General features: G+C 46.8%; 12 protein-coding genes. 2 read left to right on the top strand and 10 right to left on the bottom strand.

Going from position 1 to position 16,011, the window contains the following annotated elements:
• Positions 1-53: 53 nt before the first annotated feature.
• The 8 genes from DWX43_RS13775 to DWX43_RS13810 all read right to left on the bottom strand — a co-directional run bounded on the left by DWX43_RS13775 (position 54) and on the right by DWX43_RS13810 (position 9,264).
• Positions 54-1,295: a sugar ABC transporter substrate-binding protein gene (locus tag DWX43_RS13775; protein ID WP_242996113.1), complete on the bottom strand. Its 1,242-nt coding sequence runs from the start codon at positions 1,293-1,295 to the stop codon at positions 54-56.
• 122 nt (positions 1,296-1,417) lie between these two features.
• A complete protein-coding gene (locus DWX43_RS13780) occupies positions 1,418-2,443 on the bottom strand; it encodes an ABC transporter permease (protein WP_109731985.1) in 1,026 nt (341 codons plus the stop codon).
• The gene (locus tag DWX43_RS13785) at positions 2,443-3,492 is read right to left on the bottom strand and encodes an ABC transporter permease (protein ID WP_109731984.1); all 1,050 of its coding nucleotides are present in this window, start codon (positions 3,490-3,492) and stop codon (positions 2,443-2,445) included. The genes DWX43_RS13780 and DWX43_RS13785 overlap by 1 nt, the downstream gene beginning before the upstream one ends.
• Positions 3,477-5,015 carry a sugar ABC transporter ATP-binding protein gene (locus tag DWX43_RS13790; RefSeq protein ID WP_242996111.1) on the bottom strand — a complete coding sequence of 513 codons (1,539 nt, stop codon included), beginning with the start codon at positions 5,013-5,015 and terminating at the stop codon, positions 3,477-3,479. The genes DWX43_RS13785 and DWX43_RS13790 overlap by 16 nt, the downstream gene beginning before the upstream one ends.
• Before the next feature lie 119 nt (positions 5,016-5,134).
• Positions 5,135-5,773: an SGNH/GDSL hydrolase family protein gene (locus tag DWX43_RS13795; protein WP_109731983.1), complete on the bottom strand. Its 639-nt coding sequence runs from the start codon at positions 5,771-5,773 to the stop codon at positions 5,135-5,137.
• 18 nt (positions 5,774-5,791) lie between these two features.
• Positions 5,792-6,856, bottom strand: a complete 1,065-nt coding sequence (locus DWX43_RS13800; RefSeq protein ID WP_243099313.1) for a uroporphyrinogen decarboxylase family protein — start codon at positions 6,854-6,856, stop codon at positions 5,792-5,794.
• 211 nt (positions 6,857-7,067) lie between these two features.
• The gene (locus DWX43_RS13805; RefSeq protein ID WP_243099314.1) at positions 7,068-8,420 is read right to left on the bottom strand and encodes a hypothetical protein; all 1,353 of its coding nucleotides are present in this window, start codon (positions 8,418-8,420) and stop codon (positions 7,068-7,070) included.
• A gap of 88 nt (positions 8,421-8,508) precedes the next feature.
• Entirely contained in the window at positions 8,509-9,264 is a 756-nt protein-coding gene (locus tag DWX43_RS13810) for an AraC family transcriptional regulator (protein WP_182440697.1), read from the bottom strand.
• Positions 9,265-9,575: 311 nt separating this feature from the next.
• Between DWX43_RS13810 and DWX43_RS13815 the strand changes: the two genes are divergently transcribed.
• Positions 9,576-11,843 carry an extracellular solute-binding protein gene (locus DWX43_RS13815; RefSeq protein WP_118620684.1) on the top strand — a complete coding sequence of 756 codons (2,268 nt, stop codon included), beginning with the start codon at positions 9,576-9,578 and terminating at the stop codon, positions 11,841-11,843.
• Between the two features lie 102 nt (positions 11,844-11,945).
• Here DWX43_RS13815 and DWX43_RS13820 read toward each other — a convergent pair whose 3' ends face one another.
• Both DWX43_RS13820 and DWX43_RS13825 read right to left on the bottom strand, forming a co-directional pair.
• Positions 11,946-13,643: an AAA family ATPase gene (locus tag DWX43_RS13820; RefSeq protein ID WP_109731979.1), complete on the bottom strand. Its 1,698-nt coding sequence runs from the start codon at positions 13,641-13,643 to the stop codon at positions 11,946-11,948.
• Between the two features lie 69 nt (positions 13,644-13,712).
• Positions 13,713-15,116, bottom strand: a complete 1,404-nt coding sequence (locus DWX43_RS13825) for a PLP-dependent aminotransferase family protein (RefSeq protein WP_118620685.1) — start codon at positions 15,114-15,116, stop codon at positions 13,713-13,715.
• Positions 15,117-15,222: 106 nt separating this feature from the next.
• On the opposite strand from DWX43_RS13825, the gene DWX43_RS13830 reads away from it, so the two are divergent.
• Positions 15,223-16,011, top strand: a complete 789-nt coding sequence (locus tag DWX43_RS13830; RefSeq protein WP_109731977.1) for an SDR family oxidoreductase — start codon at positions 15,223-15,225, stop codon at positions 16,009-16,011.

Genomic DNA, 16,011 nt, shown 5'->3' on the forward strand with positions numbered 1-16,011 from the left:
CTGCCGGCCTCCGCCCGTCCGCCCATTCTTTTTATGCTGCTTCGCTCAATTGCCTACCACTGGCAAGGAAGGTACTCTTCTACATTGTCAGCTCCGATGATGTCTGTTCCGATATAAGATACTCTTTCGATATCTTCACCGTTAAAGTACTCGGATACTGTTCTTACTGCCAGACCTGCATCTGCCTGACATGACTGGTAGCTTGCATATTTCAGTTCGCCGCTCTGGATGAGCTCTGCACCCTGTTTGGACATACCTGCTGCCACGATCAGGATATCTTCACGCCCTGCTGCCTTGCAGGCCTCTGTTGCTCCGATTGCCTGGTCAGAATCATCTGCGAGAACGATTGCATTCAGATCTTTTCCATATTTTGTGATCCAGTCTGAAACAACCTGTTTTACAGCAGAAGCTTCGAATCCCGGTGACTGTACGTCAAGAGATTTGATGTCAGGATATTCTTCTGCTAATGTGGACATTGGTCCGAATGTACGTGCATAATATGGTGATGTTCCTACATTATGTGTGATGTAGGCAACGCCGCCCTTTCCTCCGAGTTCCTCACCAAGCTTGCTTGCAAGGTTTCTCATCTGGTACCAGTCGTTCGGTCCTGTGTAAGCTAAGATGTTGTTCATTGCGTCAGCTTCCGGAAGTGTATTGCTGCAGAATGCAGGAATACCGGCTTTTGTGATCTTCTTGAACTGCTGTCCCGCATGGTCAGCACTTACAGGAATAACTACGATAGCATCCGGCTGCTCATTGATAGCCTGGTCAATATATCCGTCCTGCGTGGACTGGTCCCAGTTCGGATCATATACGTCACAAGTCATTCCAACTGCTTCACAAGCTTCCTCAAAAGCTTCCTGATAACATGTTGTCCATGCATGGGCGCCATGTACGATCAGGATTACGTGTTTGCCCTTCTGTCCGTCAGCCGGAGATTCCGGGAATCTTGAGTCAGCTTCTGAATCCCAGTCCAGATATTCATAATAATGCCACTTGTTCATGTCGGAATCATCCAGTTTTTCCAGTGCCTCTGCATCACCTTCTGCTTCCGGTACGTCGAAAGTTGTTCCTTCCGCCATCATCTGGTGGTTGTCCGTCGTCTGAATGTCATCGATTGCTTTCTGCAGCAATTCCTTTGATTCTGCCAGATTGTCCCCGCCTGAAGAAGAATCCTCCGATGACGCTTTCTTGTCATCCTTTGAGTCTGAGCCGCTGTTTCCGCATCCTGTGAGACATAAGGTGCTCACCAGCATCGTTCCGGCAAGCATAACTGCTAAATACTTTTTGAACATTTTTCTTTCCTCCTTTTGTTTGTTTATTAAAAACATGTCCCGCATGTTTCTAATCCATATAACACCCTGCATCTTTTATTTCTGACGGGGCCTTCCCCTGATCCTAAAGCACCCGTTGAAATTTAGTGTGATTTTCCGAGTTCTTTCAAGGCTTCTTTATGCAGGTTGGGTCTTGTGCCAACCGTCTTGTTCCTGTTATATAAAGCGATTGTTTCGTAGACGATACATCCGATCAGTATCGCGGCGATTACAAGCACCTGGATCTCTGTTTTCTTAAAGATCGCCTTCAGAAGTGCGATTGCAACCAGTGAAACCCATGTCCATATGACACTTCCTTTACCGCCATTGATTGCGGTTCCGCCGATGATGGTAGCGGTCAGGGCGATCATAAGAGGGCTGATTCCTTTCTCACCCATTGTGATTCCGGCCGTTCCTGAGTAAATTCCGTTCAGCGCCCCGCCCAGTGCACATGCTGCGGAAGAAATGACGAATGCCATTGTTGTCACGCCGTCGCTCTTGATTCCTGCCAGCCATGCCGTCTCAAGGTTGCCGCCGATCATGTATACGTTGCGGCCGAATCTTGTGTAGCGCAGTACGATCATGACGATGAACACAACCAGTGTTGTAATCAGGAAATAGGTGGAAAACGGCAGGAAACCAACCGGTGTGTCATTCAGCACATCACTGAATGCATAATCTTTTCCGATACTGAGTTCTTCACCGCCTGTGTAGATATACATGGAGCCTTTTAATACGAACTGCATACCCAGCGTTGCGATAAAGGAGTGTATCTTTAACTTTGTAACGAGGAAGCCGTTGATGCATCCTACCAAAACGCCGGCCAGTGTTGCAATCAGAATACATACGGCCCAGGGCAGTCCCTGGTCACCGTGCAGACCGAGGCAGAGCAGGGCTGCAAACGTGGACATATACATAATCGTAAGGTCCATGTGCCCGGCGATCATACATACTGTAAACCCAAGTCCCAGCCAGATTACAAGGCTTCCGTTTCCCGTAGCGGCACTAATGTTGTACATGGTGTAAAAATTATCTACAAAAAGACCAATTATCAATATCAGAGCCAGGAAAAGATAAGATCTGTTTTCATTAATTAAGTTTGCACTAATTTTAATCTTCTTATTTTTCATTATGCTCTACCCAACTTTCTGTTAGAATATGTGTTCAGCCATACAATGAACAGGAAGACAAGTCCCTGTACCAGGTACTTTTCATATGTTCCCAGACCGATCCAAGAGAGGATATTGTTCAGGATTCCATATGCAAGCACGCCCCCGAAGGTCCCGACTACCGAGCCTTTTCCTCCGTTTAAGAGACATCCTCCAAGAAGTACGGCTGTCAGACATGAGAAATCATATCCTGTCCCGTTTTCATAGGAAGCGGTCTTACGCAATGCTGCGAAGAAGATTCCCCCTATGGATGCACAGACTCCGTTGATGATATACGCCGTTACGAGCGTCTTTGTACAATTGATTCCGGAAAACTTCGCTACTTCGTAGTTCGTTCCGATCAGTTTCAGCTTCTGTCCAAATTTTGTCTTGGAATGAATGAACCATGCAATCACCATCATCACGATCATGACGATTGCCATCAGGGAAATGTATTTCCCAATGTAGGTCCTTGCTATAGAGAAGAATGTATTAGCCGCATTCTGTGCGAATTCTGTATCCTTTGCAACTTTATCTGCATAAAGCTGTTTTCCTTCCCAGATAACTCTTACGATACCGGAAAGCAGCAGGTTGAACCCCCATGTCCAGATGATCGGGTTCGCCCTGAACTTTCCGATCATGAATCCGTTGACAAGGCCAATCAGTGCACCTGACAGGATACCAATCAGAATTGCAACAGGGAATCCGAAGTTGATGGTCTGCACTGCCATCATGCCTCCTACCGCCATTGTCAGTGGGATGGACATGTCTGTCATGTTGCCGGAATATGTAATAAAGATCAGGCCTGAACTGACCATACCGATCAGGGCAACCGCTTCCAGAATAGACTGGATATTGCTGGCTGCAAAAAATGTTCCTTTCGAAACAATCAGGCCGATAATGATCAGAGCTACGACTACAACATAGATTCCCAATTTATTGAAAATGAGACTGAACTTATTGATTTCCGTCTTTCTGGTATCTACTTTTGGAGTGTTTGTATTTGGATTTTTATTTATTTGTTCTGACATGATACGTACTCACCCTCCCCATTTGCTGCAATCAACAGTGCGTTTTCGTTAATTCCTTCTTTCGGAATTTCACCGATGATATGCCCTTCTCTTAAAATAACTGCACGGTCACATAAACCTACTACCTCAGGCAGGTCACTGGAAAGAAGAATACATGCATTTCCCTGGGAAACGTATCTCTTCACAGCATCATGGATAACCTGTTTTGCATTGACGTCAACACCTCGTGTAGGTTCATCCAGAATCAGAATATCTACGTCCGCCGCCAGCCATTTTGCCATCAGCACTTTCTGCTGGTTACCACCGGAAAAGCTGTTTACCAGTCTGTCCCTGTCTGCCGGGTATACACTCATTTCATTGATTCTCTCATCGACAAGGTCATTCTGCTTCTTTGCCTGATAAAGGATTCCGGGCCCACATTTATCAATAATGCATGCCGTCACATTGTCGGACACAGTCTGCGGAAGCGCCAGACCTACGACTTTTCTGTCTTCTGTCAGATATCCAAGGCCGCCCCTGATAGACTCTCCGAGGTCTTTGAAATGAACTTCTTTGCCGTGGATATATACCTTGCCCCCGTCGGTCTTGTCAACGCCTGTCAGGCCTCTTGCGATTTCTGTTCTTCCGGATCCTGCCAGTCCGCAGATGGCGAGTACTTCTCCTTTATGGAGGTTGAAGTTAATATGGTGGAAAAATCCCCACCTTGTAAAATCTTCTACCCGTAACACTTCTTCATCTGTTACCATGCTCTTGTGATCAGCGTAAAAGCTTTTTACCGGTTCACCGACCATGCATTCAACGAGCTGTTCTGTATTAGTCTCCGTAATCGGGAAGGAATCTACCAGCTTTCCGTCCCTCATGACCGTTACCATATCGGCTATTTCAAAAATCTCTCCCAGATGATGGGAAATATATACGATGGCCAGCCCCTGTTCTTTCAGGTTTCTCACGATGTCAAACAGCCTGTTGACTTCCTCGCTGGACAGCGCACTTGTGGGCTCATCCATAACAAGGATCTTAGGTTCGAAGCCCAGTACCTTTGCAATCTCTACCAGCTGTGCATCACACTGGCTGATCTCGGATACATCCAGCGTCGGGTCGATATCATCCAGACCCACACGGTGGAGCAGTTTTTTCGCCTCCTCAATCGCCTTTGCCTTGTCGATAAACAATGCATTCTTCTTCGGAAGACGTCCAACCAGAAGGTTCTCATAAATAGAAATTCTTCTTGCAAGAGACAGTTCCTGATATACCATTCCAATTCCATATTCTCTGGCGAGATTCGGTGTATGCACCTCTCTCTTTTCCCCGTCAATATAAATCTCTCCTGTGTAGTCATTAAAAAGTCCGGCGAGCATTTTCATCAGAGTTGATTTACCAGCTCCATTCTCACCCATGAGGGCATGTACCTCCCCTGCTCTCACTCGGAAATCGACCTGATCTACAGCCAATGTTCCGGGAAACCTTTTGGACACTTTTCTCATGTCCAATGCATACGCTTCATTTTTAGATGCGTTACCCATGCTGATTGCTCCTTTCGTATAGCGCTTGTGACGTATCGGAACCGATACGCTATTTATTGATTTCTCCGCCGGCAAAGCCCATCACATAATTGTGACGCTTCACCGCGGCTGCATCCGGGTTAATTCAGAACTTCCCTCACCTTTTCGGCAAATGCCTTTCCAAGTCTTTCATGATATTGCGGCTCCATGTGGACCCCGTCCTTTGTGGAAGCCTCCCCGTACTGTGCCGCATCCATGTAATGAAGTCCGTTTGCCTCTGCAAACGCTTTGTATGCCTTTGCAAAACCCAGCGACCGCTCATAGGCGCCGTCCCCAAACATATCATAGAAGAGTACATTGTCCCTATATGCCGGATTGATCAGGATCGGTGACACAAGCAGCACTTCCGGTTTTTTGCCGTCCATCGGCACTGTCTTAAGCACATCCAGATAGCGTCCAAATCCAAAGGCAATCGTCTCCGGATTCACTGCAAACCTTGCCTTTAAGTCATTGGTTCCCAGCATCAGGATGATCAGGTCAAGAGGCGACTGCGAGTCGCAGCAGGGTGCGAAATAGGTGATTCCGGCAAGTCTTCCTTCCACTACATCGTCGTGTACGGAAGTCCGCCCGTTATAACCTTCCTCAATCACCTGGTAATCCTCCCCGAGTTCCCTCTGAAGGACGCCTGTCCAGCGTACATCCTGCGGGTGCCTTGCACTGTCTCCGGGAATTGCCCCCCATGTATTCGAATCTCCAAAGCATAATATCCTTTTTTTCATAAACAGCTCTCCTTACGATTACATGAATTTCTTACGCGCATCATACAGCGCGATGATATTTTCCACCGGGACATCGCCTTCAAAATCCTGACTCGGTCCCAGAATATATCCGCCGTTTACATTCATCGTCTCGATAATGTACTCTGTTTCTCTCCGGACCTCCTCCGGTGTACCGAACGGGAGCAGGCGCTGGGTGTCCACACCTCCCTGAAAGCAAATCTGGTCTCCAAAATCCCTTTTCAGAGAATCTACCTCCATCCCATTCACCTTCTGGATCGGCTCGAGTCCGTCTGCGCCACAGTCGATCAGGTTCGGAATAATCGGCCTGACCGCGCCGCAGGAATGCTGGAGATAGTAACATCCGTATTTATGGGCAAGCTGTACAAGCTTTTTTGTATTCTCCGCGAAATATTCGTCCCACATCTGCGGGCTGAACAACAGGCTGATCTGTGTCCCGTAGTCATCACACGGCCGGATCAGGTCGATTGCCCCATCCCCTGCTTCAAACATCCTCTCGTACAGTTCCATGTAAAAATCACTGTAACGGTTCAGCATCGCCTTGACGAGGTCCGGTTCATCAGCCATAAGCATATAAAACTGTTCCGCCGGGTACATTTCCAGAAATACCTGATAAGGTCCCGGCCATCCAATGCGTATCGCCTTATCTTTATGCTTATCACAGAACCGCTTTACCGCCTCATAATCGAAGTCGTCCGGGTCCGGCCAGTCATGGAAAGCGAGGAAATCCTCCATCGTCTCCACATGCTGCATCGGCCGCCAGATCGTGTGATTGTTGTACTCCACACCATTCCATTTCTCCACATACCGCTGCCCGAAGGGGTGCGTATGTACGACCTCCCCGTTTGCATTCACATAATCAGGCTTTTTATTTCCGATGTATGGCGGAATATCCATAATCCTCGTATCAATTTCCAGAATATCCATGACTTCATCCTGAGTCTCAACCCGGAAATATTCTTTCATCTTGTCCCAGGCAGTCTCAACCGCCTGCATTGTAGCAGGGACACGGTCAGGAGTTTTGTGTTCAAATGCCGCCCTGACGCGTTCTTTACTTGTCATCATCCCGATCCCTCCCTTACGTCCTTTACTTGATAAGTCCATTATAGAGAGGTGGAATAGTAAATTCAATTAAAATTAAATTTTAAATTTAAACGTTTAAATTTAAATCATACTAAAAATGTAGGAGTTGTAACACTAATTAAGAAGTTTAGAAGAACACCTTTAGAAGAGACAAATGGGGGGCAGATGCTGCTCCATATGCCCCCAAAACAGATTATTTTGCAAAATCCCCAGCTACCCTCATGGCGATTTTCTCCCATTTGAAGAGTCTTTCAGGATCATATCTTACGGTGGAGATATCCTTAAAAATCAGCTCTACATGAGATCTTCCTTCTGTCAGGTCCATGAATTCACGGATTTCTTTTTCAGCCTGGGCCTCGTCAAAGATATTTCCGGCTACTATAGCGGGGTTCGGTTTTCTGCTGATGACATAATCGGTGCCGATATCTTCTATAATACGCCCGCTTTTACACCACGGAGAAACGGATATCTTGCGCAGATTCGGGATTCTTCTTAAGTAACTGACTTTTAAATCCAGAGGTTCGCAGCAGCCGTAGTATGTCAGGCCGAATCTTTTCAGCCATTTCAGGTCATGTTCTATTGCAAAGTCCCAGTGCATGTGGGGGGATACAGTTGAGAATATCTGGGCGTTGGAACACCCCCACATATTTTTGGCAAGAACGTGGCCGGGGTCATAGTCCGTTCCCGGAAGTTCTGTTGTGTAGCCATATCCGCCGGAGCCGACACGGGTATTGTTACAGTCCAGCGAAAGAAGGTTCTGCTCTTCAAACTGGTCAAGCTCTGTCATCCATGCCTGCACCATTTTTTCATAAATGTCATGGACCATGTCCGGGCGCATGACCAGATCCATGATCGCCTCCTGCACGCCCCACCAGCGGATCAGGTAATCCCACGGAGTATACCAGATGTGTGTCTGCCCGACCTTTTTCACTGGTATGATTCCTTCAAATATATCGCACATGGCATCATAGGAATACTGGGTAGCTTTCTCAAAGTGGGTAACGACCGGCATCTTGATTTTTTCGATGTCTTCCGGCTCTTTGATCTGGATTTTAAAATGCCGGGAATAAATATCATTCTTATCATCAGTCATAGCCGTGTCCACATCCTCAACGATACCAAAGTCTGTGGAATGGATCGCCAGCGGGCACTCGATAAACGGGCTGACTACCATGTCCCCGCGGAAATGGTCCCACTGGAAAATTGTCCTGCGCAGTGTCTCTTCCAGATTCCTTGCCCAGGGATGTGTACAGCGAACCGTAAGTTCCTCGTTTACATTCATCTCATGCCACGGCACTTCGTTGATCCAGACCATCGGTTTTACAGATTTCTTATCATTTAAAAGCGTCCAGTTTCTTGCATTAATTTCATTGATTTTGTCACCGGATATTTCTGCAATCCGGCCTCCCAGCCGTCTCAAAATATCCTTATCCCCACGGGATAATACAATTTCTTTCTCTTCCGGTACTACCGGTCTGTGTGACGGGTCGTGCAGCATAGCGGTTCCTCCTTTGGCATATATGGTTTCCTTTACTTTCCTGATCAAACCTTACCACCCCATGCAAAAAGCCACAACTTTCGGTTGTGGCTTCATGGTTGCCCGATGTGACTTATTCTTTCTGACATCTTCTTTTTTATGGTTCTGTGCAGGCACGGCGCTTCTTATATTCTCCGGGTGTGACTTCCATGTACCGCTTGAATGCTCTGGTGAATGCCTTTTCATCGCTGTAGCCGCATTTCTCTGCCGCCTCCCTGACAGTGGCGCCCTCCAGCAGGGCCTTTGCCCCGACACTCATTTTTCTCGTATAGACGAACTGCCGGGGACACATCTTAAAGATTTCCTTGAACCGCCTCGTGAAGTAGGAACGTTCCATTCCCGCACAGGCCGCAAGCTCCTGAATCTCCGGGTCATCGGCTATGTGCTTATCTATATAAGAAAGGACCCGGTTCATGCGCCTGCTTCCCGTGCGGTAGAGGGTCAGCCGCTGTTCCAGCCTTTTCAGGAAAATATCAAAGAGCCGGTTCACATCTTCAAAGGAGACAGGATCTCTCTGGATGACTTGTATACTTTTCAGCAGGTAGTACAAGTCCTCCCCTTCACAGATCTCGACAGCGGTGAAATCCCTCCCCATAGACAGATCCAGTTCTACATGGAACCAGAGGACCTCCAGCGGGTCTTTGACATCGTGCCTGAGGGAATAAGACTGCATGACAGGAAGGATATAAAGCCAGCCCTTTTTCAGTTGTACTTCCTCCTCCCCCTGCCGGAACCATGCCTTCCCCCCGCAGACATAATAAATACGGTAAAATGTGGCACATTCCCCCGTCATCCCCCAGTCTGAAGGACAAAGCGTATAATCATTCATCAGGATCTGAAAACGATAGTGCATAGAGTTCCTCCTCATAATTTGAGATTATTTGAAACGTTTTACTTTAACATTGACTTTTCATTTTCCTTATGACAATATAATGTTGGGGTCAAAAATATTTTGACCCCTGATGCCTACGGATTTCTCCGCACTTCGTGCTCCCGAAATCCTAAAAACATTCGAAATCCGCCCTAATCGGGCTACTTTCTCATGTTTTACGGGTCCCAAAGTCATTCAATTGCATGCGAGCATGCATTGAATGACCTTTTGACCCTGGCATTATAATATTATAGTATACTTTGTTCGTTTACTCAATTGAAGGAGGAACTTTTATGGCGACTTTGAAAGATGTTGCAGAACGGGCGGGCGTCTCCATCGCGACTGTCTCAAACTGTCTGAATAATACAAAGAGTGTGAAGCCGGCCACCAGGACCAGAATCATGAGTGTCATCGAGGAACTGAACTATATCCCTAATGCTTCTGCCAGAAACCTCAAGTCAGAGACATCCCGGGAGATTGGCGTTGTTTTTCCGGATATTGATGACTCATGTCACTCAGATATTCTAAAGGGGATCATCTCACGCGCTGAGAGCATGGACTATTCGCTGAATATTTCATTTTCTTACCATACGCCAAAGCTGGAACGCAAGATTATTGACCAGCTTATCGGCAGGAATGTAGCCGGCCTGATCCTGATCTCCTGCCAGCCGGACAACGTGGAATACTTTCAGAACAGTATCATCAGGCATAATGTGCCTGCCGTTTTCCTGGAGCATTTCCCGGACAGTATCGACGCCAACTTTCTGGCCTTTGACAACTATAATTCCTGCTATTATCTGACGAAGAAGCTGATCGAAAACGGATACACGAATATTAAGCTCATGATCGGACACAGTGAGTTTTTTACAGAAAGGGAATGCCTGCGGGGATTCAGTGATGCGCACGATGATCTCGGTCTGGATTTTTCTATGAATCAGATGATAGAGACGCGTTTTACGACAGAGTCCGCGTTCCGCAAGGCCATGTTCAACATCGTGGAGGAGCCGCCCCAGGCGATCATAACCTCTTCCTATCCGCTTGCCAAAGGAATCATAGAGGCCTTTAACCTCTGTTCCATAAATGTGCCGAAAGACACCTGTATTATCACTCTGGGGGAGGAATCCTGGAACGAGTCCAATTATCTCCCCAACCTGATCCATACCTCACGTACAGCACACACAATGGGAATCCGCAGTATTGATGTCCTGATGAAGAACCTGCATGAACCTGCATTTTTCGAGAAAGAATTTATGCTGTTCAAGGACAATGTCATCGGAAGCCACCTGAATATCCCGAAGGCGCCTGCCCCATATCATTCTGTCAGAACGCCGAAGCGGACACTGCGCATCATCGCCACATCCATGCCGACAATCCTGTCACTGCATGCGGTATCGCGGGAATTCGAGCGGCAGCACGAGGTAAAGATTGAATTTGACTTTGTAAGCTACAGAGAACTAATTGAAACGATTGTATCTGACAGTAAACGGGAAAAGGGCAGATATGATATCTATATGTTTGATGTATCATGGCTCACTTACCTTGCCAATCTGGATGTACTTACAGATATTACCGAACTGATGACCTCGAATGAGCTGTTCAGCAAACATCTGGTCCCGAAAAATCTTGCGAATGCCTGCTATAAGGGACGTTTTTACGGTTTTCCGATCGTAGGAGGCTCCCATATTCTTTTTTACCGGAAGGATTTGTTCGAGCAGCCCACGATACAGCACCAGTTTGAATCACTCTATAACATGCCCTTACGTCCGCCAAAGACATGGAAGGAATTCAACGGGATCGCCCAGTTTTTCACAAAAAAATATAATCCTTACTCTCCGACACTGTACGGAACTTCGATCATCGGCAGTGTCAATGAAGAGTTTGCGCTCGAACTGCAGATCCGGCTCTGGAGCTTTGGCGGCGGGCTTTTCGACAGTTCCGGGCGGCTGAAGCTGGATACCCCGCAGAATGTCAAGGCGCTGCAAAGCCTGCTTGATACGGCTATGTATACGGAAAACGGCATCTCAGATACCTCCATCAATTCCAGTTTTTACGACTTCGGGAGCGGACGGACTGCCATGCTTTTGTCCTTCACCGAATATGGTACTCTCATCAACGACTGCCTGCACGGAGATATTATCACCAAGATTGATTACAGCATGGTCCCGGGACAGACGCCTGCCAATGTAGGATGGCATATGGGTATCAGCAGGACTACCCGCCATACCGAACTGATCGCGAACTATTTTAAGTGGATCTGCCAGAAGCAGACAAGTTACTATATGACTACGCTAAACGGGCAGTCTACCGTCCTCCACCCTTACGAGAACCAGGAGATACTAAGACTTTACCCGTGGATGAAACTGAATACAAAATGTTTCGAGAAAGCACGCAACAGAATCTATCCTTATCAGAGTGCAGAACGGATCATTCCCCCATACGAAATCGAGACGATCCTGCAGGATGTCTGTCAGAAAGCCTACCGGAAAGAACTCACTGTTCAGGATGCACTGAGGCAGGCAGAAAAGAGGATACAGGCACTTTTTAAACTGAAAAGTCTTTAACTGATACTAACACATACTCGGGAAGTCTGGTTGGATAATCCCTCCCCGACTTCCCTCATTTGTTGCTATTCACGGCCAGAGGCCATGCATAGTAACCCTCATTTATCTATACTTACCACCATAACGTACCTCACAGTCTTTACGGAAAAACGAGATTCCATAACTGTCTATCATACGGTATCCTTCTGTCCGCAGCTCCTCCATATATCCGCGCCCAGATATCTGTTTTACCGCTTTTTGTGCATCCTCCTCTAATTCATCAATCCCCTTAGAAATCTTGACTTCTATGATAAATGCCCTTCCCCGCAGAGATGGATTTTTTACGATCAGGTCTGAACGGCCGTTTCCTGATTCCCGATTGGACTTCACCAAATAAGAATCGCTCTGACTTAATATTCCTGCCAGAAAACCATGATAAAAATTCTCCGCACTGTCGTAAAAACTAATCGTAGACAACAATTGTTCACTAAGGATCTCTCCCATTTTTTCTGCATCCCCATCTTCCATAGCCTTGTACAGATCCCTGAAATCCCGTTTCTTTATACACTCCCGGAACCAGTTCAAGATGGTATTCTGGTAGATTGTCTTTACTTCCGTATTTGGGATACGCACCTTTAAGAAGATAGACGATTCCTTAAAATATTCGCTCTCCTTAGTCAAATACCCAGTAAAATAAAGGAAATTCCACAGATTTTCTCCATTTTGATCCATATCTGCATAAGTAATTTCTTCATGCACCTGAATATCCATTGACTTTCCGGCTAACAGCATTTCAATCTGCCCCTTCATTTCCCGGTCCGCACGCGCAACCATGTTCTTAATGATTTCATTAGAACTGGTGTTAATCCAATAAGGGCGGGGAAACGCGTCTGCGTCTGCATCTAAATCATATAAGAATTTAATCAGGCTCCACGGATTATAGACTTCCGTATTACCGAACTGGTATCCATCATACCATTCCTTCACGTCCGCGAACCGTCTGTCTCTTCCGTAATAAGACATTGCCTGTTTAACTTCAGGCTCAGTAAAGCCAAAATGCTCGCTGTACTTCTTATCTAATACGGAAATGAGATTCAGATGGTTCAGTCCGGTAAAAATACTCTCTTTGGATATTCTGAGACATCCGGTAATCACTGCAAACTGCAGGCAGTCATTTGTCTTTAGCACCGATTCAAAAAGGGACCTTATAAAACCAGCCATCTTGTCGTAAAATCCGGCAAAATACGAGTTTTCCAAGGGCACATCATATTCATCCAGAAGAACAATGACCTTTTCATTCATTGCCATATATAAACATCGGCTTAGAAACTTCAGTGAGCCGGAATATGCATCGTATCCTGCCTTCCTGTCTTTTATATCCTGAAACATCTGTTTATCCGTATCCGAAAGGGCATCCGATTCTAAAAGAAAGTCATGCCTCTGAAATTCTTCAGCAATTTCTTCCCTGATCTTATAGTATGCCGATTCAAAAGTCTCCTGCTTCGATGATTTAAGAGTCAGGTTAATGACTGGGTATTTTCCCATCTGTCCAATATATTCTTTGCCTGCCCCCATAATTTTCAGCCCCTTAAAAAGTGCCGCATGTTGGGTATTTTTCTCCTGAATTCCCGTGTCTTCAAAGAAATATCTGAGCATGCTTAAATTCAGCGTTTTGCCAAACCTCCTCGGACGGGTAAACAGATTTACCTTTCCCTTTAGGTCCAGCAATTCCTTTATAAACAAGGTTTTATCTACATAATAATAATCATTTATAATAATATCCTCAAAGTTATCAACACCAATGGGTAATGCTTTTTTCATTCTCTGCACCTCCAGCATTTTAAACAGAATCTTATTCCATTATAGCAGATGCCCTGTCCGAATTATACCTTATATTTTCGACACCAGTACAGCCCGCTCAAGCCGGCGGATTGTTTCACTGATCGCCTCCATACGGATTCCGGAATAGTTAATGATCAGAATGTGTTCCCGGGTTTTCTGCGGATTCCTGCAGTACTCGGAAAAACAGGCCAGGTCTATCCCCTGCTGCCTTGCCCTTGCTACCAGTTCCTCATCCGTCAGGACGGTATCCAGTATTAAGAGGAAATAGGTTCCTGCCTCTGCCTCCTGAATTTTTGCGATATCTTTCAAAGAGGAATTTTCAATTTCCTGAATCAGCCTCGTCTTAAGTTTCCTGTAAAAGCTGCGCATCCGGTTCAGATGGCGCCCGAAATATTCTTCTGAGATAAAGCGGGCCAGCGTGTGCTGTTCAAAACAGGACACGGTGCAGGAAGAATAGCACATCTTCTCAACGTATTTTTTCATCAGATTTTCGGGCAGCACCATGTAACTGATGCGGATGGACGGCACGATGCTCTTAGAAAATGTATTGAGGTAGATCACACGGCCTGATTTGTCCATTGCATACAGGGCCGGGCTCTGCTTGTTTACATAGCGGAACTCACTGTCAAAGTTATCTTCTATGATGTAGCCGCCCGTTTCCGCGGCCCAGTTCAGCACCTCCTGCCTGCGCCCCACGGGTGTAACGATACCGGTCGGAAAATGGTGCTCCGGGGTGGCATGCAGGACATCACAGCCGCTTTCCTTCAGGGAACTGACCGATATTCCCTTTTCATCCATGCCGACCTGCTTCCAGTTCACCTGATTTCTCTCAAACAATTCATATGTATAAGAGTAGCCGATTTCCTCCAGCCCGTAGCACCTTCCCGCACCTAATATCTGGAAAAGCTGCTGGTATAAAAATTCCGTCCCCGCCCCTATGATGATCTGGGACGGAGATACATGCATCCCCCTGAACCTGCGCAGGTTTTCCGCGATGGCCTGCCGCAGCTCCAGCACCCCTCTGCACGGAACTGCTTTTAAAAGTTTCTCGTCCCTTGCCGTGATGACTTCTCTCATTAGTTTAGCCCAGATAGAAAATGGAAAATGCTGCATGCCTATACGGTTACACCGCAGGTCTGCGTAATAAGGACTGTCCGTATCTTCCCTATATAATCGGACTGGTGCCGCTTGTTCCTGTATACCCTGTGCTTTCAGCCTGCTGACATAATATCCGCTGCACTCTACAGAGTAGATATACCCCTCCAGCATCAGCTGTGCATAGGCATTTTCAACAGTCACGACACTGATCCCGAGCCGGGATGCCAGCATGCGTTTAGACGGCAGCTTCTCCTCTGCCTTCAGTTCCCCCTTCAGTATATCTTCCCTGATACAATGGTACAAATATTCATAGATCGGCATCTTTCCCCGTTTTTCAATCTCGCAGGTTACCATCTGAGCCTCCAACTGATCTTATTTTTTATTAGCAAACTGATCATTTTAATCATGTCAATTTCTATTATAATGAGTATTATCAGAACTGTAAAGGAGGAACAACACTATGGGAATATATGCAATTACGGGAGGTTCCGGCGGGATCGGGGGCCAGACGGTAAAACTTCTGAAAGAAGCCGGACACGAGGTCATTAATATTGACCTGAAAGGCGGCGACATATCCGCGAACCTGGCTTCGCCCGAGGGACGCAGGGAAGCTATTGAAGAACTCCATCAGAAATGTCCGGAAGGGCTGGACGGTATGATTTGCAATGCCGGCGTATCCGGGGCTGTCGGGAATCTGCAGCTCATCGTTTCCCTGAATTATTTTGGAACCATTGAAATTGCAAAGGGCGTGTCCGGTCTGCTCCGCAAGAAAAAGGGCTGTTGTGTAGTGACCTCTTCCAATACCATCTCGCAGGGCGCCGGCCGGATGGACCTTGTGGACCTGCTGAATAATTCAGGCAATGAGCAGATGATTCTCAATCTCATCAGCAAATGGGACCAGAAAGATTTAACCGTCGGCAACAGTATCTATGTAGCAACCAAGTATGCACTCGCCCGCTGGGTCCGCAGGATTTCTTCCTCCTGGGCAGCCCGTGGTGTGCGTGTCAACGCAGTCGCTCCCGGAAACGTACAGACACCTATGACTGCCGCCCTCCAGGGAAGCGCCCGCGATGCACTCAATGCGCTTCCAATTCCTGCACGCTTCGGACAGGAAGCACTTATGGAGGCCGAAGAGATCGCCGGGGCCATCGTGTTCCTCACATCCAAATATGCCGCCGGCATCAATGGAAACATCCTGTTCGTGGACGGCGGGACCGATGCATTACTGAATTCTGAGAAAGTTTATTAG

The organism is Clostridium sp. AF19-22AC (genome assembly GCF_003479085.1).
Lineage (GTDB): Bacteria > Bacillota > Clostridia > Lachnospirales > Lachnospiraceae > Faecalicatena_A > Faecalicatena_A orotica.

Bases quoted from the DNA above. Each gene is read 5' to 3' on its own strand.
- DWX43_RS13775 (WP_242996113.1), bottom strand. From the start codon at position 1,295: ATGTTCAAAAAGTATTTAGCAGTTATGCTTGCCGGAACGATGCTGGTG.
- DWX43_RS13780 (WP_109731985.1), bottom strand. From the start codon at position 2,443: ATGAAAAATAAGAAGATTAAAATTAGTGCAAACTTAATTAATGAAAAC.
- DWX43_RS13785 (WP_109731984.1), bottom strand. From the start codon at position 3,492: ATGTCAGAACAAATAAATAAAAATCCAAATACAAACACTCCAAAAGTA.
- DWX43_RS13790 (WP_242996111.1), bottom strand. From the start codon at position 5,015: ATGGGTAACGCATCTAAAAATGAAGCGTATGCATTGGACATGAGAAAA.
- DWX43_RS13795 (WP_109731983.1), bottom strand. From the start codon at position 5,773: ATGAAAAAAAGGATATTATGCTTTGGAGATTCGAATACATGGGGGGCA.
- DWX43_RS13800 (WP_243099313.1), bottom strand. From the start codon at position 6,856: ATGATGACAAGTAAAGAACGCGTCAGGGCGGCATTTGAACACAAAACT.
- DWX43_RS13810 (WP_182440697.1), bottom strand. From the start codon at position 9,264: ATGCACTATCGTTTTCAGATCCTGATGAATGATTATACGCTTTGTCCT.
- DWX43_RS13815 (WP_118620684.1), top strand. From the start codon at position 9,576: ATGGCGACTTTGAAAGATGTTGCAGAACGGGCGGGCGTCTCCATCGCG.
- DWX43_RS13820 (WP_109731979.1), bottom strand. From the start codon at position 13,643: ATGAAAAAAGCATTACCCATTGGTGTTGATAACTTTGAGGATATTATT.
- DWX43_RS13825 (WP_118620685.1), bottom strand. From the start codon at position 15,116: ATGGTAACCTGCGAGATTGAAAAACGGGGAAAGATGCCGATCTATGAA.
- DWX43_RS13830 (WP_109731977.1), top strand. From the start codon at position 15,223: ATGGGAATATATGCAATTACGGGAGGTTCCGGCGGGATCGGGGGCCAG.